Below are 21549 nucleotides of genomic sequence, written 5' to 3' on the forward strand. Positions count from 1 at the left end.
TCCCGTGACACTCACACGCGACCCGGACGCCACTCCCGGAAGCGACGCGCCCACGGCCTTCCGGCTGGTCCTCATGGTCGTTATGAGGGACGAATAACGACCATGAGGACCAGCCGGGCAGCGCGAGCCGCGGGCCGCAGCGCAGGGTCCCGGCCGCGCCGCGCGGTTCCAACTGGTTGCCCGTGGTGGTTGTCCGGGACGCGGAACCACCACGAGAACCAGCCGGCGATCAGGACATGGAGATGGCCAGCGCGTCGTCGCGGACGTCCGGGTCGGGGTGGGTGCGAAGGGCCAGGACAAGGTCGCGCCAGCGGCCGGCCCAGCCGTAGCCGGCGCCGGCTCGGATCAGCCGGGTCGCGAAGAGCCCGGCGGCCAGGTCGCCGCGCCGGATCAGGCGCTCGATGAGGTCGTGCAGGAAGGCCGGCTCGGTGAGCGCCTGGTCGCCCCGCATGCGGGCGCCGATCAGGTCGGCGAGACGAACCGCGATCGCCGGCCGTCCGGTGCACTGGTCCGCGATCTCCGTCAAGTTGTCGAATCGCCCGAGCCGGACCAGGGCGGCCAGGGCCACCGCGCGGTACCCGGGCCGCACTACCAGGCCCCGCGCCGCGGTGACCAGGGGAGATCGGTCGGTGGCGGGCGGCCACGAGCCGCTCAGCACGCCGGCTCCGTCGACCAGGGTCTCGATCCGCCGGCGGGCCGGGAGGTCATCGCCGGGCCGGGGATCAGAATCGGTCACCGCAAGCAGCCGGGTCAGCGCCGGGCCCAGCGCGTGACCGCCGGTCGCGCGCAGCAGACCCGCGACCGCGATGGTGACCAGCCGCTCGTCGAGGTCGGTGAGACGGTCCACGACCAGGTCGGTGAGGTCGCCGGCCCACGGCGCCCAGGTGGCCAGCTGCCCGAGTGCGAGCGTGCGGACCTCCCGATCGTCGGCGCGGGCGGCGGCGACGATCAGGGCGGCGTAGCGGGAGCGGTGCGGGGCCGGGACGGCGTACGGTGACGTGCTCAGCACGGCCCGGCGTTCCTCGCGGCTGGCCGCGACCGCCCGATCCAGGACGGCCCAGCTCGCTTCGGCGTCGAGTCGCTGCCGGACGGCGCCGGTGATCGCGGCCCGGACGTCGCGGTGCTGGCCCACGGCCTGGTAAGCGTCGAGCAGCCGGTCCATCGTGCCGGCCGGGCCGTAGCGGGCCAGGATCCGCACGGCCTCCTTCCGGCTGGTGACCTTGACGGCGGCGGCCGGGTCGAGCAGCGCGGTGACCGGGGGCACGAGCGTGCCGGGTGGGAGGAACTTCGCGGCGCGGGCGGCGGCGTACAAGGCGACCCGGGCCCGGTCGTCGCCGGCGTGGGCCAGCAGCACCGGCAGCGCCAGGCCGGGCTGCTCGGTCCGGACCAGCGCGCCCAGCGCGGCCTCGGCCAGCGGGACCTCGGGCGCGTCCACATACTTCAGCACCAGGGCGTGGCCGGTCGCGCCGAGCGGCGCGACCGACATCAACGCGGCGACCCGCGGCCCCGGGTCCGCGCCGGGATCGTCCAGCGTCCGTGCGTGCAGCGCGGCGAGGGCGGACAGCTGCCGGGGCAGCCACCGCTCCGGATGCCGGACCCACCGCGGCGCCCACACGGCGCGACGGTCGGCGAACCGGCCCACCGGGCGGCGGTACAGGACCTCGTCGAGCAGGTCGGTACGGCGGTCCGCGATCACGTCCCAGACCGGCCCGAGCAGCACCGCGGACGGATCGGCGGCGAGCACCGCGCCGACCCGCTCGTCCCGGGAGCGCGGATCCTGCAGCCAGCGGGTGATCGCCGCCTCGGCCACCCACGGCAGGGTGTCCGGGCCGGTCGCGCGGCCCAGCAGCTCCTGCAGTCCGGGCAGCCGCCAGGCCCGCTTGCCGAGCGCGGCGGCGAGCGCGAACAGCGGCGCGTACCGGCCGCGGTCCAGGTTGGCCTCGACCCACGGCCGGAGCCGGTCGAAGACCATCGTCTCCTGGCCGCGGCGCAGCACCCGGTCGAAGCGGTGCAGCGTCGGCACGGTCGCCGCGGTGCTGAGCAGGTCGATGGTGAGCAGCGCCCAGTCCCGCAACTCGGGCACGTCGACATGGTGCTGCAAGGTGGCGGCGGCCAGCCGGCTCAGCGCGCCGGTGGTGGCGGCCGAGGAGTCCCGGGCCTCGAGCGCGTCCGCGGTGACGGTGGTCAGCTCGGTCGCGGCCGGGGCGGTGAAGAGGCGGGACACGCCGGCCAGCGCGGTCAGGGCGGCCGAGCGGACCGGGTCCTGCTCGTTGCGCAGCCGGGTCAGCCGGGTGACCAGCGTGGCGACCACACGCGGGTCACGGGACCGGCCGGCCGCCTCGACCAGCCGGGTGTACGCCCGGGCCCGCTCACCGGCGTCCCCGGAGCGCAGCGCGGTCTCCTGCGACGCGGCCGCCTCCGGCCAGTCCAGGTAGGCGCTGAGGTCGAGCGTCCACGCCTCGTCCGCCCGGACCCGGTCGAGGCTCAGCAGCCGCCGCGCCTCCCGGGCCCGGTCCGCGGCCGGCAGCAGGTCCAGGACCTCGTACGCCGGGATGTGCCGCTCGGCGTCGACCTCGGCCAGCGACGCCCGGTATATCGCGGCGCGCCGGGCCGGCGGCAGCGCCCGCAGCAGCGGCGCGAGCGCGGCGAGCCGCCGGGCCAGCGGCGCCAGCTCGTCGTCGGGCAGCGTGCCCAGCCGGCGCAGCAGGCCGCTGGGCAGGGCGGCCGTCCGCAGCCAGTCGGCGCGCGCGGGCGCGGTCAGCAGGGCGGCGACCCGGGCCGGGAAGTGCTTGGCCAACGGCCCGTACGCCGTCAGCCGGCCGGGCAGGGTGCTCTCCGGCGCGTAGTGTTCCAGCAGGTCCAGGGCATGCTTGGGGTCGAGGGCGAGGACGGCCGGGGCGAGTTCCGACCACTGCCGGGCCCGGGCGTCCGGCGCGGCGGCGGCCAGGACGCCGGTCGCGTAGTCGGTGAACACTCGCGGGTGGCGCCGGGCGACAAGGACGAGGTTGGCCGCGTGCGCGAGGCCGGGCAGCAACGTCCGTACCGTCGAAGCGCCGCAGGCCGGCAGGATCGCGGCCGCCTCGTCGTCGCCGAAGCGCTCCCGAATCTTCCCGATCAGCGCGTCGGCCACCGCAGGGTCGGGCGCGGCCCGCAAAGTCCGGTGGATGTGGCGCCGGTCGACGGCGGCCAGCTCGGCCACTGCGACGGTGAGCCGCCCGGCCCGCAGTGTCGCGGCGATCGCGATCGACCGCAGCGCCGGCAGCGGGTCGCCGGTCGCCGCATCGACCGCCACCGTGTCCCCGGCCGCCAGGGCCGCGAACAGCGCGAGGCGCCGCTCGTAGGCGTCGCCCGCGCTCAGCTCGGCGCAGACCTCGGCCCGGTCGGGCGCTGTCCGCGCCCACGCGGCGAGGTGGCGCATCCGCTTGCCGTACGGCAACGGGTCGAGCATGGCGAGCAGTTCGGCGGTGCGCATGGCGATCATCGGATCACACGGCGAGGCCGGTGGTCACCACGTTATTGGCGCCGCTGCGTTTCGCCTCGTACATGGCGATGTCGGCGTCCCGGACCATCTGGCCGACCCCGCGCCGGCCGGGCCGGGCCGAGGTCACGCCGATGCTGGCACCGATCACGGCGATCTCGCCGCCCAGCTCGAACGCGGCCCGGAACGCGGCCAGCACCCGGTCGGCCAGGAGCCGTGGGTCGTCCGTGGTCAGCACGGCGAACTCGTCGCCGCCGACCCGGGCCACCAGGTCACCCGGGCCGGCCGCCGCGGTCAGCCGGCGGGCCACCTCGATCAGCACCTGGTCGCCGCTGTGATGGCCGTACGTGTCGTTCACCGGCTTGAACCCGTCCAGGTCGATGAGCAGCAGCGATACCGTGCCGGGCGCACCCGGCAGCAGCGCTTGCCCGGCGCACTCCTCGAACCGCGGCCGGTTGGCGAGCCCGGTGAGGGCGTCGTGCTCGGCGCGGAACCGCAGGTCGTCGACGAGCTCGGAGAGCTGCCGGGTGAGCCGCCGGTTGTCGCCGAGAATGATCATCTGCCGGGACACGATCAGCGCGGTCATCGTCAGGCTCAGCATCGCCAGCACCCGGTCGAGCTGTTGGTGGGTGGCCTGCATGGCAACGCCGGTGACGAAGGCGAGCGCGAACGGGACGTACGGCAGGTACTCCCGCGGCCGCCCGCCGTCGCTGACCCGGGTCACCCCGTGCAGCTCGGCCCGGCCGGGCGCACCGACCGCGAACGTCAGCCACGCCACCAGCCACAGCAGGTCGGGCAGGGCTCCGAAGCGGTAGGTCCCGGCGACGGCCTCGCAGGCGTAGAGGCTGTCGGCCGCGAACTGCACGACGATGCCGACCGCGGCGATCTCCAGCGGCGCGCGCAGCGTCGAGCCGGCGTCCGCGAGCAGCAGCAGAACCAGGCTGAGGATCACCACGTCGGCCGTCGCGTAGGCGACCGTGCCCAGGTCGGTCGCGCCGGATCGCAGTTGCGGCCCGAGGATCAGCGCCCAGACGACGAAGAACAGCGACGTCCCGATCATCAGGGCGTCGAAGAGCGTGCGCAGGCTCGCCGAGGGCCGCCCGACCAGCATCACGGCGGCGAGCGGGGTGGCCACGATGGTGATCGCGAACGCGACGTCGGCGGCGTCGCTGATCGGCGCCGTGCCGGTCCGCCACCCGTCGGCGAGCCAGAACAGCTCGCCGACGGCCCAGCCGCACCCGGACAGGCTCCACAGGAACAGCCCGGCCCGGACCCGGCCGCGGGCCCGGAGCGCGGAGCGCGCCCAGAGCACGGTCACCAGCGCGCCGACACCGGTCAGGCAGAGCTGGCTGAACCGCCCGGCGACCACCGGCGGGATCGGCAGGACGTGCACGACCAGCAGGTAGAGGGCGATGAAGCCGATGGCGGCCACGCCCGCCGCCCGTCGCCTCTGCACCATGCCGGCAACCATCGGGCCGGCCGGCGCGGACTTGAGGAAAGCGGACTTGAGGAATCAGCCGACGGCAGCCCGCAACGGGCGGCGGCGGGCCCGGTTCCAGCGCCGCGCGCTCAGCGTCCAGCGCAGCATCGTGCGGGCGACGGCGCCCTGGGTCGACATGTGCAGCAGGTACCGCCACGCCGGGTACTCCCCGCGCCGGTTCGACAGCGCGTACGAGAACCGCCTGGCCGGCAGCCCCGCGTAGTCCGGCATCCGCTCGAACCAGGCGCTGCTGGCCCGCGCCGCCCGTTGCAGCGGGGCGAGCGCTACCTTGCGGCGGTGCTCGTACTGTTCCAGCGCGGCGGGGAGAAGCGCGGCGGGCGGGGAGGTGGCCGGGAGAGCGTCGGCCAGCGCCATGGCGTCCTGCATCGCCAGCTTGGTGCCGGAGCCGATGGCGAAGTGCGTGGTGTGCGCGGCGTCGCCCATCAGCACCACGTTCCCGTGGTCCCAGCGTTCGGCGGTGACCCGGCGGAAGTTCAGCCAGCCGCGCCCGGCGTCGTCGAGGGGCGCGCCGTCCAGGTGCCGCGCGAAGATCTGCGCCAGGCGGGCGTTTCCGGTCGCCGGGTCCATCCGGTCCAGGCCCAGGCCGGACCACGTCTCCGGGGTGCATTCGACGATGAACGTGCTGGCGCCGTCGGCGAACGGGTACGCGTGGAACCAGATCCACCCGGCCTCGGTCTCCTCGAAGCCGAACGTGAACGTGCGGAAGACGTGCGGCGTGCCGAGCCAGATGTACTTGTTGCGCCCGGTCTCCACCTGCGCCCCGAAGTGCTCGGCGGCGGCGTCGCGGACCCGGGAGCCGGCGCCGTCGCACGCCACGATCAGGTCGGCCGGTGGCAGCTGATCGGGATCGGTCAGGTCGTCCTCATACCGGACGGTCACGCCGAGTTCGCGGGCGCGGTCGCCGAGGATGTCGAGCAGCCGGTGCCGGCCCAGGCTGAAGCCGTATCCGCCGAGGAAGCTGACCGGTTTTCCGGCCGCGCGCACCTCGTACTCGTCCCACTTGAAGGCGGCCTCCCAGATCCGGGCGGCGCTGACCGGGTCGTACCGGAAGAGGTCGTCGAGCAGGTCGTCCCAGAAGACCACCCCCCAGCCGTACGTGACGCCGGCCGGGTTGCGCTCGAGCACGGTGATCTCGCGGGCCGGGTCGGCGAGTTTCGCCAGCACCGCGAAGTACAGACCGGCGGGTCCGCCGCCGACGCAGGTGATCCGCATGGCATGCACTCCTCATCGATAAGCGGGGAAGGTGCCGGTCAGGTCCGCGGGATCGGTCTCCGGCCTCCGATCACGCACCAGCCGGGTGTACGCGTCCCGGTCCGCCACGACCCGCCAGGTGTGGAACGGGTGCCGGGCGGGGGAGAAGCCGGCCTTGTAGGAGAAGAGCGAGTCGGCCGCCCCGCCCTTGCCGCCGCCCAGGTGGAACACGCGCATGCCACGCTCGGAGCACCAGCGGCGCACCGAGTCGTAGAGCAACTCGTCGGCGTACCGGCCGCGGGCGCGACGGGTCGACGAGACGTATCCGGTGGCGATCCCGTCGTACTCGAAGAAGGTGTTGCCCCCGACCACCTCGTCGCCCTCCAGCGCGACGGCCAGGTGCATGTGGTCGCCGACCGCGTCGTGCAGCGCGGCCAGATGGTCGTACGTGAAGAAGTAGTAATCGGCGGCCCCGACGCGCCGCATGTTGTCGTGGTAGACCTCGACCCAGGCGGCCAGCCGGCTCCAGTCGTCGAAGACCACCCGGGTGCCGGCGCGTCTCGCCCGGTTGATGTGGTTGCGGTGGTCGCTGCGGGTCTGCTGCCACATCTGTTCGACGCTGAGGGTCAGGTCCATCGAGACCGTCTCGCCGTGCCGGACCAGCGCGCCGGTCTCGGCGAGCACCGGCGACGGCGTGCCCAGCAGCGGATGCAGCCGGACGAAGGCCGAGACGATCCCCTCCGCGCGCATCGTCGCGGTCAGGGCGGCGCAGGCGGTGCGCCAGAACGGCAGGTCACCGGGGACGGCGTCGCTGACCGGGCCGGGGTAGCCGTACGGAGAGAGCGCGTCCCGCAGCTCCGAGCCCGGGATCTCCCGGATGATCAGCGGGAGCAGCACCCGCCGCCCGTTCTGCTCGAAGTGGAACGCGGCCGGCGTCCCGCCGTACAGCCGGGCGTCGAGGACGACGTAGTCGGGCACGTGGTACAGGTCGTGGGCGACGTGTCCCAGTGCCTCCTTCCATTCCCGGGCCGCCGGTTCCAGCAGCGATGCCGTCATCGGTGTCTCCTCACGCGCGCAGGATCTTTGCGTTGAGCGCCATGTTCGCGGCGAACTGGTCGTTGACCACCTGGTAGGACTCCAGGCGGTGCTGGACGGCCGGGTCGTAACGGCCGAGCTTGACGAAGCCGTCGGCGATCCAGCCGTTGTCGCTGCCGGTGCCGTCGACGAACTCGTGGTACGTGGTCCCGCCGGGCCAGATCACCCTGGTGAGCAGGTTGCCGAAGGCGTGCACGTCTGCCGAGTTCCAGGTGACGGCCTGGTCGCGGGCCTCCACGACGTACGCCATGACGCCGTTGCCGTGCCCCACGTCCTGCCCGGGCCGGCGGGTCGAGCCCCACACGTCGCTCCAGAAGTACGCGGTCGGCTCGACCGGGTTGCGGGTCATCTGGTTGCGGATCTGCGCGCCAATCGTGGTCAGCACCTGCCGGTACCGGGCGCGCCGGTCGGCGTCCGCGGTGAGCTGGCCGAGGTTGAGCGCGATCAGGGCCCAGTGCGCCGCCATGTGCGTGCGGTCGCGGTAGATGGTCTCCGAGGCGCCGCGCGTGAACCACTTCTCGAAGACGTCCACCTCGGCGAAGGACAGCAGCCGGTCGTAGCGGGCGCGGTAACCGGCGTTCGCGTGGACCTTGGTGTCCTGCCGCATCGCGACCAGCAGCTGGGTGGCGTACCGCCAGAAGTAGCTCTCGTAGAGCGGCACCTCGTCACCGCCCTGGCCGGACTTGCTGGACCCCCAGCCGCGGTAGCGGTCCCGGAACGTGCTGCGCGGCAGCGCCGTGGACGGCGACGACGCGGCCACCACGTTCTCGGTGTAGGCCAGCGCCCGGTCCAGGTACCGCGTGGCGCCGGTGGCCCGGAACATCGCCACGTTCCCGTCCAGCGTGTACGCCAGGTCGTAGTGGTCCTGGCTGTCCTTGGACCGGCTCATCGGCTGCGCGGTGACCGACTGGTAGTCCCAGCTCTGCTCGAAGACCCGGGCCCAGTAGCTGACCGGTTTGAGCTTGACGGTGCGCGACGGCGACGCCGCCGGCGCCTGGGCCTCGGGCAGCGGCCGGGCGACGCACGGCCGGGCGGCGCTCTCCGCAAGGGTCGCGGCGACGGCCGAGCCGACCCCGAGCAGGAGCAGGGTGCGCCGGGTCGAACGGGAAGTCATGGTGTTACCGCCTCTTTCTCGCGGGCGGGCGCGGCGGTCGCGACCGTCCGGGCCCGCGCCACCGCGGCCGCGGCGGCCATCGCGGCGAAGGTCCAGAAGAGCCGGGCGTCGTAGTAGTCCCCGGAGAACAGGCTGCTCAACGCCACGAAGACGGCCGCCGCCACGGCGATCCCGGTCACCTGGGGACGGGCGCCGCCACCGCGTACGGTCCTGGCCCACAGTATGACCGCGCAGGCCAGCAGTCCGAGGCCGATCAGTCCACCCTCGGCCGCGACGGCCAGCACGTAGTTGTGCGGATACTCGACCATCTGGTTCACGCCGATCAGACCGTAGAAGCCGTCCAGCCCGGCCCCGGCCAGCGGATGATCGACCGCCATCCGGATCGCCGCGGCCCAGATGTCGGTGCGGTCGGAGAGGTACTGCTCCTGCACGGTCTGCTCGACGAACCGCTCCTGGAACAGGCTGGTGAACGCGGGCGGCGCGGAGAACCAGATGACGATCCCGGCGGTGACCAGGAAGATCCCGGCCGCGATCACCGGGCCGGCCTTGAGCCGGGAGCGGATCTTCCACAGTGCGGCCACCCCGACCGCGCCGCCGGCCATCAGCCCGGCCCGCGAGCCGGAGAGCACCGCGGCCAGCAGGAACAGCGGCGTGACCAGTAGCGGCAGCCAGCGCCGCGAGCGCAGGGAGAGGGTGATCGCGCTGATCACGCCGAGGAGTTCGATCCGGACGAAGACGTTCGGGCCGCCGCCGAACGCCGAGTAACGGCCCTGCTCGCCGGGGCCGTTGACGAAGATCGCGGCGAGCGCGAAGACGATCGCGGCCACGAAGAACAGCTGGAACGTGTAGTGCAGCGCGCGGTCCGGGTCGCCCAGCGTCCAGTAGTAGAACGCCAGGGTCAGCGTGCCGAGCAGGATCAGGTCCACTGTCTGCGGGCCGACCCGGGACGCGGCCGGGGCCCAGAGCGCGGAGGCGATCTGGAACACGAAGAAGATCAGGGTGGCGACCAGCCAGCCTTCCCCGGGTTTCCGGTCCGATCTGTCCCGGACAGCAAGGTCGATCGCCAGAGTGACCAGTGCGATGGCTGTACCCACCACGCGCAGGTCGACCCAGGCCAGCTCGGGGAAGCCGGCCCGGTCCAGGGTGAACCGCCCGCCGATCGCGATCAGCACGAGCAGCAGCCCCGGCGCCAGGAAGATCCGCTGTCTCATGGCCGCTCTTTCACGAGGTACGTCGTGATCAGCGCGAACACCAGGCAGGCGCCGTACCCGGCGAGCGAGCCGTACGCCGCCCCGAGGATGCCCAGCTTCGGAATGAGCAGCAGGTACACCGCGAAGCTGACCGCGAATCCGGTGATCTCCGCGATCGAGACGAGCCCGCCGCGCCCCTTCGCGATCAGCAGGCCGAGGGTCACCCGGGACACCGCGTACAGCCCGGCCGCCACCACCAGCGGCAGCACGACCACCTTGGCCGGCGCGTACTGGTGACCGAAGACCGGGACGATCAGCAGGTACAGGCCGCCGGCCACGATCGGGACCACGGCCAGCGAGTAGACCGCGGTGGCCAGCACGATCGGGCGCGCCCGCAGGCCGCCGTCGTTGTGCGAGGCCCGCCAGCGGCCCAGGCGCGAGTCGGCGTACGCCCGGATCGGCCACGCCAGCAGCTCGGTCATCGTCGCGACACTGGTGTAGAGGCCGAGCGCCGCGGTCGAGGCGAGCGCCGGGATGACCAGCCGGTCCACGCGCAGCATCGCCATGTTCGAGATCGCCGCCGGGAACAGCGCCAGACCCTCGCGGCGCACCTGGCGGTTGAGGTCACGGTGGATCGGGGCGGCGTCCGGGTCGACCGGCAGCCGCAGCCACACGATCAGGTACGCGATCGTGGGGGCGGCGCCGGCGATGACGTACGCCAGGAACCAGGTCTCCGGATGTGAGGTGTGCGTGACGTAGAGGCCGATCAGCATCCCCAGCAGCAGCACCGACTCCAGCACCCGGCAGATCATGAAGTCCCGTACGCGCCCCACCGCGATCGCGACCGCGCGACTGGCCAGCGCCGACGCCTCCACGATGGTGTAGACGACGAGCAGCGCCACGATCAGCGGACCGGGGTTGCGGTGGTGCGGCGAGACCACCGTGAAGACGATCGCGCCGGCCAGCCCCGCCGATGCGGGGATCAGGAGCAGTTTGCCGTACGCGCGGACGGCCGGCCCGGGAGCGACGTTGTGGTAACTGGCCACGAAGCTGCGCTCGGTGCCGAGCAGCAGCACCTGCGTGGCGAGGTAGACGACCTGCAGCAGCAGCGCGACCTCACCACGGTGGGTGGGCGTCATCGACCGGACCATCAGGATGTTCGCGGCCATCGCCACCGCGCCGGTGAGCACCTGGGAGGCGAGGATCTGGACGGCCGGCTCGCGCAGCTGCGCGCGGACGAACGCGAGCGGCTCGGCGCGGCGTGGGGCGAGCCCGGCTAGGTCACTCACGCTCCTCTGGCTCCTCTGACTGTTCTGGCTTCTCCGGCTCCTCGTCGATCACCCGTGCTTCGTCGCCGGGGGGAGAGCCGGCCAGCGCCGCCTTCACCACCCGCGCCCGCCCGCGGACCACCCCGTTCGGCGACCGCGGGGCCGGTGGCGTGCTGACCGGCGCCGGCTCGTCCGGCTCGTCGAGCGGGATCAGCATCTCGGACGGCGGCACCTGCGCGGCCGCGGCCCACGCCTGCCCGGTCGGCAGTTTGCGCGGCAGCGCGTTGAGGACCGCCCCGGCCAGCTTCGCGCCGACCTTCTGCAGCAGCTCCATCGAGCGCTCCACATCGGCGGCGCGGGTCCGGTTCGCGCGGACCACCAGCAACGCGCTGTCGGTGACCGCGCCGATCACCGCGGCGTCGGCCGGCCCGTTCAGCGGCGGCGCGTCGAGCAGGACCACGTCGAAACGCTCGGTCAGGGTCCGTACCGTCGCCGGCAGCCGGGGCGAGGCGAGCAGCCCGCCCGGATCGGGAGCGTCCTCGCCGGCCGGCAGCACGGTGAGCCGCCCGTTCAGCGACTCGCGCAGCACGTCCGGCACCCGGGCGGCGCCGGAGAGCACCTCGGCCAGGCCGGGCGCCGGGTCGAGCGACAGGTAGCGCCCGACACCCGGCGACCGCAGGTTCGCATCGACCAGCACGACCCGCGCCCCGGTCTCGGCCAGCGCGATCGCGAGTCCGCACGTGACAGCGGTCGTGCCCTCCTTGCGCCCGGGGCCGGCGAGCATCAGCGCCCGCCCGCGCGGGCTGCCCCGGTGCCCGTCGGTGATCCCCGGGAGCAGGCTGCGCAGCCGCCGGAACGCCTCGGCCAGGGCCTGGTCCGGGTGTTCGCCGCGACCGTCCCGGCCGTCCAGCGAGATCACCCCGACCGTGCCCGCGCCGAGCCGGCGCAGGTCGTCCTCCTCGCCGACGGTCCGGCCGGCCGCCTCCCGGATCGCCACCGCGACCGCCCCGAGGAGCAGGCCGAGCACCGCGGCGAACCCGGCGTTGCGGGCCAGGCCGGTCGGCTGCCGGACGGTCTCGGCGTCCTGCAGGACCGAGATGTTCGGGGCCGGCCCGCCGTCGGCCGGGTTCGCCGGGGCGATCTGCGCGGCGAGGGTGACCAGCACGGACGCGGCGGTGGTGACGATCTCCCGGCTCCTGGCGGCGGACGGGTCGGCCGCCGCGATCTCCAGCAGGTCAGTGCCCTCGCTGACCTGAGCACTCAGGGCGGCGCGCACCTGGTCGGCGGTGACCTTCTCCGAGCCGAGCTTGGTGACCACGCCCTGGGCCACCCGCGGGCCGGTGAGCAGCGCGATGTAGGAGTTGAGGCGGCGCGCCTCGGCGTCCGGGTCGCCCGTGCCGGCCGAGACGAACAGGATCATCGACGACCGGTAGGCGGGTTTCGCGGTCAGGGTCAGGGCCCCGGCGATCGCCGAGGCCAGCAGCACCGGGATCACCAGCCAGAGCCATCGGCGGCGGCAGGCCCGGACATAGGCGCGCAGTTCCATCACTACCCCGTTTCAGGCCGCGGACCTGGTCAGCACCGCTTCGAACCGTTCGAAGAGCATGTCGCGGGAGAACTGCTCGACGGCCAGCCGGTGAGCCGCGGCACGGGCCTTGATCAGCCAGTCCTCGTCCCGCAGCCGGGCCGCGAGGACGTCGCCGGCCGCGTCCGCGTCGTGCGGGTCGAGCACCAGGCCCGCGCCGCTCTCGGTCAGCAGGTCGGCCTGCCAGCCGCCGTAGTTGATCGCGATCGGCCGTTCCGCGGCGAGCGCGTCGAAGAACTTGTTCGCCGAGTTGTCCCAGAGCCCGCGGATCGGGCGGACCGTGCTGGTCGACATGGTGGCGGCGCCGAGGATCACCGGCAGCTCGGACTTCGGGACCTTCTCCCACATCCGTACGGTCCGGTCCAGCAACCCCAGGTCGGCCGCGAGCCGTCCGGTGCTCTCCCACTCCCGCCCGTGCCCGACGATCAGCAGCTGGACCCCCGGGTCGGTGTCGCGGATCCGGTCCATGGCCCGCACCAGGTACTCCACGCCGTTCACCGGGCCCAGCGCGCCGGTGTAGACGAGCAGCGGCCGGTCGCCGAGCCACCGGTGCTCGCCCCGGAACCGCTTCACCTGCGCCGGGTCGACGTGGAACAGGTCCAGATCGGCGGCGTTCGGCACCACGGTGACAGCGGTGCCGGGGCGCCGCTTGGTGACGCCGGCGGCCATGCCGGGGGAGAGGGCGACCACCTCCGCGGCGTTGCGGTAGGCGAAGTCGGCGAGCCCACCGGCCAGTCGCCGGGCGAGCGGGTTGCGCAGCACGCCCATCTCGATCGGGACCTCCGGCCACAGGTCACGGACCTCGAAGACGAACGGCACCCGGCGCAGCCGAGCGGCGAGTACGCCGGGTACCGCGACGGTGAGCGGCGTGCTGGTGGCGAAGACCAGGTCCGCTTTCAACCGCGCCGCGCGGATCGTGGCGAGCAGCATGAACTCGGCGAACGCGCGGATCCGCCGCGCGTACGACATGTGGTTGTTGTAGGGGATCTTGAACCAGTGGACGGTCACCCCGTCCTCGTGGGTGACCCGCCAGCCCAGCTCACGATCGCCGGGAGTGATGTCGGTGGTGATCACGTCGACGGTGTGCCCGCGGGCCACCAGCCGCCGCGCCTGCTCATAGGAGCGGATACCCCCAGCCATCTGGGGGTTGCAGTAGTACTGGTGGATGTAGACGACGCGCATCAGCCGGTCACTCCTTCACTGCATCACTACCGAGCGGACGACGGACACGACGCGATCCCGGTCGTGCGGGGTGAGCGCGGAACCGCTGGGCAGGCAGAGCCCGCGATGGAACAGGTCGGCGCTGACCGAGCCGCCGCGCATCACGCAGTCCCGGTAGACCGGCTGCAGATGCATCGGCTTCCACGTGGGACGCGCCTCGATGTTCACCCGGTCGAGCTCCGCGATGACCCGGTCACGCTGGTCGTGATCGAGAAGAAGACAGGTCAGCCACCGATTGGGTACGCCGTGAGCCGCCCCCGGCTGGAAGGTCACGCCGGGCAGGTCGCCGAGCGCCGCGCGATAGTGCTCGAAGGTGGCCCGCCGCGCCTCGACGAGCCGCGGCAGCCGTTGCAACTGTCCCCGCCCCACCGCGGCGAGCAGGTTGCTGAGCCGGTAGTTGTAGCCGACCGTCCGGTGCTCGTAGTGGAGCACCGGCTCGCGCGCCTGCGTCGCCAGGTGCCGTGCCTGCGTGGCGATCGAGCCGTCGTCGGTGACCAGGACCCCGCCCCCGCCGGTGGTGGCGATCTTGTTGCCGTTGAAGGAGAGCACCCCGGCCTGCCCGAACGATCCGGCCGCCCGTCCCCGGTAGGTCGCGCCGAGCGCCTCGGCCGCGTCCTCGATCAGCGGTATCCCGTACCGGTCGCAGGCGTCCAGGATCGGCTCGTAGTCGGCGCACTGCCCGTACAGGTCCACGGTGATCACCGCGCGCGGCAGGTTGCCCCGCACCGCCCGGCCGCGCAACTCGTCGGCGACGATCTGCGGGTCGACGTTCCAGCTCTCCGGCGTGCTGTCCAGGAACACCGGCCGGGCGCCCAGGTACATCACCGCGTTCGCGGTCGCGGCGAACGTGAACGACGGGACCAGCACCGTGTCGCCGCGCCGCACCCCGGCCGCGATCAGGGCCAGGTGCAGCGCCGCCGTGCCGCTGCTCAGCGCGACCGCGTGCCGCACCCCGGTCACCTCGGCGCACCGGTCCTCGAACGCCTCCAGATCCGGCCCGACCGGCGCGACCCAGTTCGAGTCGAACGCCTCCAGCAGCAGTTTGCGCTCGACGTCGGTCACATCCGGGGGTGAGAGGTAGATGCGTGGCGTCCGCTCGGCCGGCTCAGTCATGGACCCGGGTCCGTACGGCCATGATGGGCCAGGCCGGGTGCAACCCCTGCCGGGTGATCCACATCGGGGAGTCGCCGGCGTGCATGGCCGGCCGCAGGGTGGTCGCGAAACTCCGGTAACCGGCCTCCCGCGCGGCTCGCACATCCCGCTCGGTGAAGTCGACGTTCGGATAGCCGTACGGGGCGGCGAAGTCCCGCACCTCGACGCCGAGCTCGTCCTCGATCTCCCGCTTGGAGTCCACGATCTCGCGCCGCGCCCCGGCGTCGTCCTGATCGGCCAGTCGCAGGTGGCTGACCGTGTGCGAGCCGAAGTTGAACCCCGCGTCCCGGATCTCCCGGCAGTCGTGCCAGGTCAGGTTGCCGGGCCGGCCGACCAGGTCGGTGGTCACGAAGAACGTGGCCGGCACGGCCAGCTCCCGCAGCACCGGGACGACCACGTCGCGCCAGCTCAGGTGGGCGTCGTCGAAGGACAGGCAGAACACCGGCCCGGTCAGCGGCTGCTGCCCGGCCAGCACCTCGAGGGCGTCGTCCCAGCTGACCATCGGACCCACCCGCAGCAGGGTGCGCAGGTGGCGGCGCAGGTCACCGGCGTACTCCGGCAGCACGTCGTGATAGAAGGGGAAGTAGAGGCCGGGCGCGCTGGGCAGGCGGCGGAACAGCCCGGCCGGCGCCAGCACCCGGCCCTGCGTCCGAGGCCGGGCCCGGAGCCGGCTGCGCAGGCCTAGTTCGTTCAGACGTCGCTTGATGGCCGTCGGCGTCTCCATGGCCATTACCTTGGCAAATGAATCCGGGCGGACGTCAGTAGCAATTGTCACGCCGAACACGAAGATGATTCACGTCAATTACCGAATGGTCCGCACGGGCCTTGCGGAATGGCCGTTCGGCGGGGCATCATCCGCCTTCGACGCCTAATTCGATCGGGGCGACACGGATGCTTCGACTGCAGCGGGTGGAGCCGGCTCCCGCCCTCCACGCCGACCGCGCCACTTACCAGGACCGTCTGATCTTCCACACTCCCGAGTGGCTCGCGTTCGTGGCCGAGTGCCAGCGCGCCGAGCCGCTCCTCGCCACCGTCAGCGATGACGGTGTCACCATCGGCCACTTCACCGGCCTGCTCACCCGGCGCTACGGCCTCCGGATCCTGGGCAGTCCGATGGCCGGCTGGACCACCTCCTACCTGGGCTTCAACCTCCGGCCGGAAGTCCCGCGACGGGCCGCGCTGCAGGCGCTGACCCGGTTCGCGTTCGACGAGCTCGGCTGCGCCCACCTCGAAGTCCGCGACCGCGGCACGAGCCAGGCCGACCTGGCCGGGCTGGGCCTGCGCTGGGACGCCGCGCCCACCGCGGTGATCGACCTGCGCCCGGACGAGGACACCCTCCTGGGCGCGATGACCAGCGCCTGCCGCCGCAATATCCGCAAAGCCGCCAAGTCCGGGGTGATCATCGAAGAGGCGGACGCCGATCCGTCATTCGCCGACGAATTCTACGATCAATTACGCGACGTTTTCGCGAAACAGAATCTGGTCCCCACCTATCCCGTCGAACGGGTGAAGTCGTTGATCCGACACCTCACTCCGCCGGGTCGGATCAGCCTTCTGCGGGCCCGGGACGCCGAGGGCCGGTGCATCGCCACCGCGGTGCTGCCGTGGTACCACCGGACGATGTACTTCTGGGGCGGCGCCAGCTACCGCGAGCACCAGCATCTGCGGCCCAACGAGGCGCTGATCTGGCACGCGCTGCGGCTCGCCAAGGCGCGCGGCGTGACGGAGTTCGACTTCGTGGGCGGCAACGCGTACAAGACGAAGTACGGCACCACCGAGGTCGCCGTCCCGTGGGCCCGCCAGTCGCGGTCACCGCTGGTCGCCCGGCTGCGGGACACCGCCAAGCAGGCGTACGCCCTCAAGCAGCGCACCGCCGCCCGCCTGACCCGCTGACCCCAGCAAACCACGGTGCGGCCCAGCCGCGCGGCTCGCGGTTCCCGGCTGGCTGCCACCGTGGTGTCCGGCGCCCGACAACCACGGTGGGGGCCGGCCCGGCAGGTTTGGTCAGCGGTTGTGGTGCCGGGCAGGCAGCGGGGACCTTGCTCGCCGGTCGCGCTGCTCAGCGTCGTCCGGATCGTCCGCGATCGGTGGCGGCGGCGTGACCCGTCCGCTCGGGAGGAGAGGCCTCCCGGTCGTCGGCGGCCGGTACGGCGGAAGCGCCGGAGTCGTGGTCACCCGCGGCCGCGCGGCCGGTGACCTGGTCCCTGCGTGACCGGTCGTGCTCGGGGTGACCGCCGGCGGGGCAGGGCTCGATGGCGGGGCAGGGCTCGACGGCGGGGCACTTCCCGCCCCGGCCGGGGCCATGCTCGGCGTCACCGACAGAATCGTCGCCGGCGGCGTGTCCGGCCGGCCGCTCTCCGCATCGGCGCAGGCCGCGACCACTCCGGCGAGGGGCAGAACGGCGATCATGGCGGCGAGACGCTTACGCATTACCGGTCCTCAGCGGGGAAGCGGCGATCCGCGCGCCAGTGTCGCACGCACCGGGCCTGCCGCCACAGCCGGCGACAGACCCGGTGTGCGTCAGCGCTTCGCCTCGGCGACAGCCTTGCGCACGACCTCGGCGCCGGCCGGGGTGGCCTCGCCGCCGAACGGCCCGTACGGCGTCACGTAGACCGGGGTGTCCCGCTGTGTCCGCCAGTTCTCGCTGAGCGGCCCGGCGTCCACCGCGTCGTACCCGATCGTGTCCAGGAACTCGGTGACCAGCAGCTTCGCGGCCGTGTCGTCACCAGCGATCGGCAGCGCGGTCCGATCGGCCGACCCGGACGGCCGGCCCAGTTTCGCCAGGTGCCCGAACCAGATGTTGTTGAAGCCCTTGACCACCTTGCTCTCGGTGAGGTGCTGCTGCAGCAGCTCACCGGTGGTCGATTCATCGTTGTCGAGGGCTGCGATCTGCCCGTCCCGCTCCGGGTAGTAGTTGTTCGTGTCGATCACGACCTTGCCCGCGAGCGGCGCGACCGGCACGTCGGCGTAAGCCTTCAGAGGCACGGTCACCACCACGATGTCCCCGGCGGCCGCCGCCTCGGCCGCAGTCGCCGCGCGCGCCTTCGGCCCCAGCTCCGCGACCAGGTCCTGCAGCGTCTCCGGCCCGCGCGAGTTGCTCAGCACCACGTCGTAACCGGCCGCCACGGCCAGCTTCGCGACGGTCCCGCCGATGTTCCCACTACCGATAAGTCCGATGGTCGTCATACCTGCGCGAACCCGCCACTCCCCGCCCCGATTCCACCACCGCCCCATTCGTGACCCGCGGCACACCCCCGACGCCGCAGCCCGCTCCCGCCAGTCACACGCCCCCGACCCCAGCTGGTTCTCATGGGCGTTATTCGTGTCTCATAACGCCCATGAGAACCAGCTGGCGAGGGTGAGTCGCGCGGCTTCCTGGAGTGGCGGCGGCGTCGCGCGGGGCCGATGGCGGAGCCTAGGCCGCGGCCTTGACCGTGCGGCGGGTGTCGCGCCAGGCGAGCCACGCGGTGCGCAGGCGCGGGGACGACACGGGCCGGCCCTGACGCCGGTCACGCAGCTGGGCGATCAGCCACGGTGGGGCGGCCGCGGACTCGACCGCCGCCGACTTCGTGAGCAGCGACCCGTGGGCCAGAGCGTGCCGGCCCCGCGCCATCGACGTGAGAGCGAGGTCGGCCAGCGCCGGATCCCGGAAGATCCACGGTCGCCGGGCGGCCCACGCCCAGTAACCGGTGAGCTCGGCGCGCGCCGCTTCCCGGATGTCGTCATCGGTCATCGGCGGCAGCAGCGACGCGGGCGGGCGGCCGAACACCGGGTACCCGTGACGGACCAGCTCGGCCCGGGTCACGCCGGACAGGACGCGCTGCACCAGCTGGCCATGTGTCCAGGTCGGATGCTCGGCGCGCAGATCTCCCAGCCGGTCCTCGGCGACGTAGACGCAGCCCAGGTTCAGCGCCGGATCGAACCCGGCGTGGAGCGCGGCGATCTGATCAGGATCGGGCGGCGCGGGGACGACGGCGACCAGGTCGAGATCGCTCACCCTGGCGATGTAGTCACCGGTGGCGAGCGACCCGGCCACGAGCAGGTCGCTCACCCAGCCGGCCGCCCGCAGCCGCGTCCCGAATTCGTCCACCACCGGAGAATTCATGCCGGCCACGGTAGCGCTTGTGGGCCGGTGTCAGGCTGGAGTCATGTTCTTCCTGCTGTTCGGCATGCGCACCAAGGACGACCTGCTCGACACCCGGGTCCTGACCTGCGAGGTCTGCGGCTGGACCGCCCCGCAGGCCCGGTTCGCCCGCACCACCAGATTCACCCTGTTCTTCGTCCCGCTGTTCCCGGTGGCGCCGAGGAAGTACCTGCTGCGCTGCGGTCACTGCATGTCCCTCAGACAGATCAAACCCCTTCCCGCGTACGCCTAGGCGGGCTGGATCCAGTCGAAGGTGCGTTGCACCGCGCGCTGCCAGTTGGCGTACTCGGTGTCGCGCAGTGCCGGGTCCATGGCCGGCATCCACTGGCCGGCGATGTGCCAGTTGCGGCGCAGGCCGTCGAGGTCGGGCCAGTACCCGACGGCGAGTCCGGCCGCGTACGCCGCGCCCAGTGACACCGTCTCGACGGCGAGCGGCCGGACCACCGGCACGTCGAGGACGTCGGCGATCATCTGCATGAGCAGGTTGTCGGCGGTCATCCCGCCGTCCACCTTGAGGGTCTTCAGGGCCAGACCGGAGGTCGCGTTCATGGCGTCGACCACCTCGCGGGTCTGCCACGCGGTCGCCTCCAGCACCGCCCGGGCCAGGTGACCCTTCGTGATGTACGAGGTCAGGCCGACGATCACGCCGCGCGCCTCGGATCGCCAGTGCGGCGCGTAGAGCCCCGAGAAGGCGGGCACGATGTAGCAGCCGCCGTTGTCGGCGACCGTACGCGCCAGGGTTTCGATCTCCGGGGCGCTGGAGATCAGCTCCAGCTGGTCGCGGAACCACTGGACGAGCGAGCCGGTCATCGCGATCGAGCCCTCCAGGGCGTAACAGGCGGACTCGCCGGCGACCTGGTACGCGACGGTGCCGATCAGTCCGTGCCCGGGTTTGACGAGTTCGGTCCCGGTGTTCAGGAGCAGGAAGCTGCCCGTGCCGTAGGTGCACTTGGCCTCGCCGGAGGTGAAACACGTCTGCCCGAACAGGGCGGCCTGCTGATCGCCGAGCGCGGCCCCGATCCGTACTCCCGGGAATGCCTCGCTGGCGGTGCCGAAGGCGCCGATCGACGCCCGCACCTCGGGCAGCATCGCGCGGGGGATGCCGAAGAAGTCGAGTGCCTCGGCGGACCAGTCGAGCTCGTGCACGTCGAGCAGCATGGTGCGGCTGGCGTTGGTCACGTCGGTGACGTGCGAGCCGCGGGTCATGTTCCAGATCAGCCAGGTCTCCATCGTTCCGCAGAGCACCTCGCCGCGCTCGGCGCGTTGTTGCAGGCCGGGGGTGTGGTCGAGCATCCAGCGCAGGCGCGGGCCGGAGAAGTACGTCGCGAGCGGCAGCCCGGAGATGTCGGAGACGGCGGCGGCGCCGGGAAGTGCGCCGAGGCTGTGGACCAGGGCGTCGGTCCGGGTGTCCTGCCAGATGATGGCGTGCCCGACCGGGATGCCGGTGACGCGGTCCCAGATCACCGTCGTCTCCCGCTGGTTGGCGATGCCGACCGCCGCGACCTGGTCGATGGTGATCCCGGCCCGGCGCAGCACGCGCGGCGCGAGCCGTTCCACGTTGCGCCAGATCTCCATGGCGTCGTGCTCGACCCAGCCGGGCTTCGGGAAGTGCTGCTTGTGTTCCTGCTGGGCCAGGGAGACCAGTTGCCCGCGCCGGTCGAAGACGATGCACCGGGTCGAGGTGGTGCCCTGGTCGATCGCGACCACATAGCTCTCGGTCATGGTGTCCCCTTCTATCGCCGGGCCGCTCCGAGATCCCTGGAGATCGCCCGGGCCGCATCCCGCACGCTGGTGACCAGGTGCGGGTGTGGGTGGTAGTGGCTGTCGCAGATCCGCTCGACCTGTCCGGAAACGCCGATGGCGCCGATCACGAGTCCGCCATAGCCTCGGATCGGCGCGGCGACGGCTGCCTGGCCGAGGGTGAACTCCTCGACGTCGGCCGCCCAGCCGTGCTCGCGGACCTGATCGAGCGCCGCGGCCAGCTCCCGCGGGGCGGTCAGGGTCTTCCTGGTGTACGCCGGCAGATCAGCGGGGACGGGCCCCGCGCGGTACGCGATCAGCACCTTGCCCAGCGCTGTCGCGTGCAACGGCAGGAGCGCGCCGACGTCCAGCGTCTGGAACGTGTCGTCCGGCCGGAACACGTGGTGCACGACCAGCGCCTGCCCTTCCAGGACGGTGCCGATCCGGACCGCCTCGCCACTGCGCGCGGCCAGTGGGTCCGCCCAGTTGATCGAGCGTGACCGCAGCTCGTTGATGTCCAGGTAGCTCGTTCCGAGGTGGAGCAGGGCGGCGCCGAGCTGGTACTGCCCGGAGCCGCGGTCCTGTTCCACGAAGCCGACGCCCTGCAGCGTACGCAGGATGCCGTGGGTCGTTCCCTTGGCCAGGTCGAGGGACCGGGCGATCTCGCTGAGCCCGAGCCGGCCCCGCCCGCCGGCCAGCATCCGCAGGATCGCGGCCGCTCGCTCGATGGACTGCACTGTTCCCGGCATGTTTCGCACTCTATGCGGTCGCGCTACGACCCGCCGTCATGGATGTTCGACAATGCCGACCGGTGTTCGTTGCTCCGGACCCATCGACGTCCCTACCGTCCGAGCATCGGACGAAGGAGGG

The 21549-nt window shown here is 72.6% G+C and carries 17 protein-coding genes; 2 read left to right on the top strand and 15 right to left on the bottom strand.

The genetic code is table 11. From position 1 onward, the window contains the following. Positions 1-229: 229 nt before the first annotated feature. Genes Acy02nite_RS35120 through Acy02nite_RS35170 form a run of 11 tightly spaced genes read right to left on the bottom strand, consistent with a single transcriptional unit; the run spans position 230 to position 15519 of the window. The gene (locus Acy02nite_RS35120; protein WP_239175474.1) at positions 230-3472 is read right to left on the bottom strand and encodes a hypothetical protein; all 3243 of its coding nucleotides are present in this window, start codon (positions 3470-3472) and stop codon (positions 230-232) included. Positions 3473-3485: 13 nt separating this feature from the next. Then, a complete protein-coding gene (locus tag Acy02nite_RS35125) occupies positions 3486-4937 on the bottom strand; it encodes a GGDEF domain-containing protein (protein ID WP_203751113.1) in 1452 nt (483 codons plus the stop codon). A 54-nt stretch (positions 4938-4991) separates the two neighbouring features. Beyond that, positions 4992-6191, bottom strand: coding sequence for an FAD-dependent monooxygenase (locus tag Acy02nite_RS35130; RefSeq protein ID WP_203751115.1), 1200 nt, complete (start codon positions 6189-6191; stop codon positions 4992-4994). Between the two features lie 12 nt (positions 6192-6203). After that, complete coding sequence (locus Acy02nite_RS35135; protein WP_203751117.1) at positions 6204-7226, bottom strand: GNAT family N-acetyltransferase; 1023 nt, start codon at positions 7224-7226, stop codon at positions 6204-6206. A 10-nt stretch (positions 7227-7236) separates the two neighbouring features. Further along, positions 7237-8379, bottom strand: coding sequence for a hypothetical protein (locus Acy02nite_RS35140; protein ID WP_203751119.1), 1143 nt, complete (start codon positions 8377-8379; stop codon positions 7237-7239). Further along, positions 8376-9590 carry an O-antigen ligase family protein gene (locus Acy02nite_RS35145; RefSeq protein WP_203751121.1) on the bottom strand — a complete coding sequence of 405 codons (1215 nt, stop codon included), beginning with the start codon at positions 9588-9590 and terminating at the stop codon, positions 8376-8378. Before Acy02nite_RS35145 ends, Acy02nite_RS35140 begins: the two co-directional genes overlap by 4 nt. Further along, positions 9587-10858 (bottom strand): lipopolysaccharide biosynthesis protein, encoded by a 1272-nt coding sequence (locus tag Acy02nite_RS35150; RefSeq protein ID WP_239175475.1) that lies wholly within the window; start codon positions 10856-10858, stop codon positions 9587-9589. Before Acy02nite_RS35150 ends, Acy02nite_RS35145 begins: the two co-directional genes overlap by 4 nt. Further along, the gene (locus Acy02nite_RS35155; protein ID WP_239175476.1) at positions 10851-12383 is read right to left on the bottom strand and encodes a tyrosine-protein kinase domain-containing protein; all 1533 of its coding nucleotides are present in this window, start codon (positions 12381-12383) and stop codon (positions 10851-10853) included. Before Acy02nite_RS35155 ends, Acy02nite_RS35150 begins: the two co-directional genes overlap by 8 nt. A gap of 12 nt (positions 12384-12395) precedes the next feature. Then, positions 12396-13604 (bottom strand): glycosyltransferase family 4 protein, encoded by a 1209-nt coding sequence (locus tag Acy02nite_RS35160; protein ID WP_203751122.1) that lies wholly within the window; start codon positions 13602-13604, stop codon positions 12396-12398. A gap of 15 nt (positions 13605-13619) precedes the next feature. Next, entirely contained in the window at positions 13620-14756 is a 1137-nt protein-coding gene (locus tag Acy02nite_RS35165; RefSeq protein WP_203751131.1) for an aminotransferase class I/II-fold pyridoxal phosphate-dependent enzyme, read from the bottom strand. Further along, a complete protein-coding gene (locus Acy02nite_RS35170) occupies positions 14749-15519 on the bottom strand; it encodes a polysaccharide deacetylase family protein (RefSeq protein WP_203751135.1) in 771 nt (256 codons plus the stop codon). The genes Acy02nite_RS35165 and Acy02nite_RS35170 overlap by 8 nt, the downstream gene beginning before the upstream one ends. A 167-nt stretch (positions 15520-15686) precedes the next feature. Between Acy02nite_RS35170 and Acy02nite_RS35175 the strand changes: the two genes are divergently transcribed. Further along, complete coding sequence (locus Acy02nite_RS35175; protein WP_203751138.1) at positions 15687-16688, top strand: lipid II:glycine glycyltransferase FemX; 1002 nt, start codon at positions 15687-15689, stop codon at positions 16686-16688. A 627-nt stretch (positions 16689-17315) separates the two neighbouring features. Here Acy02nite_RS35175 and Acy02nite_RS35180 read toward each other — a convergent pair. Together Acy02nite_RS35180 and Acy02nite_RS35185 are read right to left on the bottom strand one after the other, a co-directional pair. Continuing rightward, the gene (locus tag Acy02nite_RS35180; RefSeq protein WP_203751141.1) at positions 17316-18029 is read right to left on the bottom strand and encodes an NADPH-dependent F420 reductase; all 714 of its coding nucleotides are present in this window, start codon (positions 18027-18029) and stop codon (positions 17316-17318) included. Positions 18030-18210: 181 nt separating this feature from the next. Then, positions 18211-18900, bottom strand: coding sequence for a nucleotidyltransferase family protein (locus Acy02nite_RS35185; RefSeq protein WP_203751144.1), 690 nt, complete (start codon positions 18898-18900; stop codon positions 18211-18213). A 43-nt stretch (positions 18901-18943) separates the two neighbouring features. Here Acy02nite_RS35185 and Acy02nite_RS35190 point away from each other — a divergent pair, with 43 nt between their 5' ends. Next, on the top strand, positions 18944-19171 hold the full coding sequence (locus Acy02nite_RS35190; protein WP_203751147.1) for a zinc-ribbon domain-containing protein: 228 nt from the start codon (positions 18944-18946) through the stop codon (positions 19169-19171). On the opposite strand, the gene glpK is transcribed toward Acy02nite_RS35190, so the two are convergent. Together glpK and Acy02nite_RS35200 are read right to left on the bottom strand one after the other, a co-directional pair. Continuing rightward, the gene (gene glpK / locus Acy02nite_RS35195; RefSeq protein WP_203751165.1) at positions 19168-20661 is read right to left on the bottom strand and encodes a glycerol kinase GlpK; all 1494 of its coding nucleotides are present in this window, start codon (positions 20659-20661) and stop codon (positions 19168-19170) included. The genes Acy02nite_RS35190 and glpK overlap by 4 nt on opposite strands. An 11-nt stretch (positions 20662-20672) precedes the next feature. After that, entirely contained in the window at positions 20673-21428 is a 756-nt protein-coding gene (locus Acy02nite_RS35200; protein WP_203751168.1) for an IclR family transcriptional regulator, read from the bottom strand. Positions 21429-21549: the final 121 nt, after the last annotated feature.

The organism is Actinoplanes cyaneus (assembly GCF_016862095.1).
GTDB classification, from domain to species: Bacteria; Actinomycetota; Actinomycetes; order Mycobacteriales; family Micromonosporaceae; genus Actinoplanes; species Actinoplanes cyaneus.

Bases quoted from the DNA above. Each gene is read 5' to 3' on its own strand.
- Acy02nite_RS35120 (WP_239175474.1), bottom strand. From the start codon at position 3,472: ATGCGCACCGCCGAACTGCTCGCCATGCTCGACCCGTTGCCGTACGGC.
- Acy02nite_RS35125 (WP_203751113.1), bottom strand. From the start codon at position 4,937: ATGGTGCAGAGGCGACGGGCGGCGGGCGTGGCCGCCATCGGCTTCATC.
- Acy02nite_RS35130 (WP_203751115.1), bottom strand. From the start codon at position 6,191: ATGCGGATCACCTGCGTCGGCGGCGGACCCGCCGGTCTGTACTTCGCG.
- Acy02nite_RS35135 (WP_203751117.1), bottom strand. From the start codon at position 7,226: ATGACGGCATCGCTGCTGGAACCGGCGGCCCGGGAATGGAAGGAGGCA.
- Acy02nite_RS35140 (WP_203751119.1), bottom strand. From the start codon at position 8,379: ATGACTTCCCGTTCGACCCGGCGCACCCTGCTCCTGCTCGGGGTCGGC.
- Acy02nite_RS35145 (WP_203751121.1), bottom strand. From the start codon at position 9,590: ATGAGACAGCGGATCTTCCTGGCGCCGGGGCTGCTGCTCGTGCTGATC.
- Acy02nite_RS35155 (WP_239175476.1), bottom strand. From the start codon at position 12,383: ATGGAACTGCGCGCCTATGTCCGGGCCTGCCGCCGCCGATGGCTCTGG.
- Acy02nite_RS35160 (WP_203751122.1), bottom strand. From the start codon at position 13,604: ATGCGCGTCGTCTACATCCACCAGTACTACTGCAACCCCCAGATGGCT.
- Acy02nite_RS35165 (WP_203751131.1), bottom strand. From the start codon at position 14,756: ATGACTGAGCCGGCCGAGCGGACGCCACGCATCTACCTCTCACCCCCG.
- Acy02nite_RS35170 (WP_203751135.1), bottom strand. From the start codon at position 15,519: ATGGAGACGCCGACGGCCATCAAGCGACGTCTGAACGAACTAGGCCTG.
- Acy02nite_RS35175 (WP_203751138.1), top strand. From the start codon at position 15,687: ATGCTTCGACTGCAGCGGGTGGAGCCGGCTCCCGCCCTCCACGCCGAC.
- Acy02nite_RS35180 (WP_203751141.1), bottom strand. From the start codon at position 18,029: ATGGGGCGGTGGTGGAATCGGGGCGGGGAGTGGCGGGTTCGCGCAGGT.
- Acy02nite_RS35185 (WP_203751144.1), bottom strand. From the start codon at position 18,900: ATGAATTCTCCGGTGGTGGACGAATTCGGGACGCGGCTGCGGGCGGCC.
- Acy02nite_RS35190 (WP_203751147.1), top strand. From the start codon at position 18,944: ATGTTCTTCCTGCTGTTCGGCATGCGCACCAAGGACGACCTGCTCGAC.
- glpK (WP_203751165.1), bottom strand. From the start codon at position 20,661: ATGACCGAGAGCTATGTGGTCGCGATCGACCAGGGCACCACCTCGACC.
- Acy02nite_RS35200 (WP_203751168.1), bottom strand. From the start codon at position 21,428: ATGCCGGGAACAGTGCAGTCCATCGAGCGAGCGGCCGCGATCCTGCGG.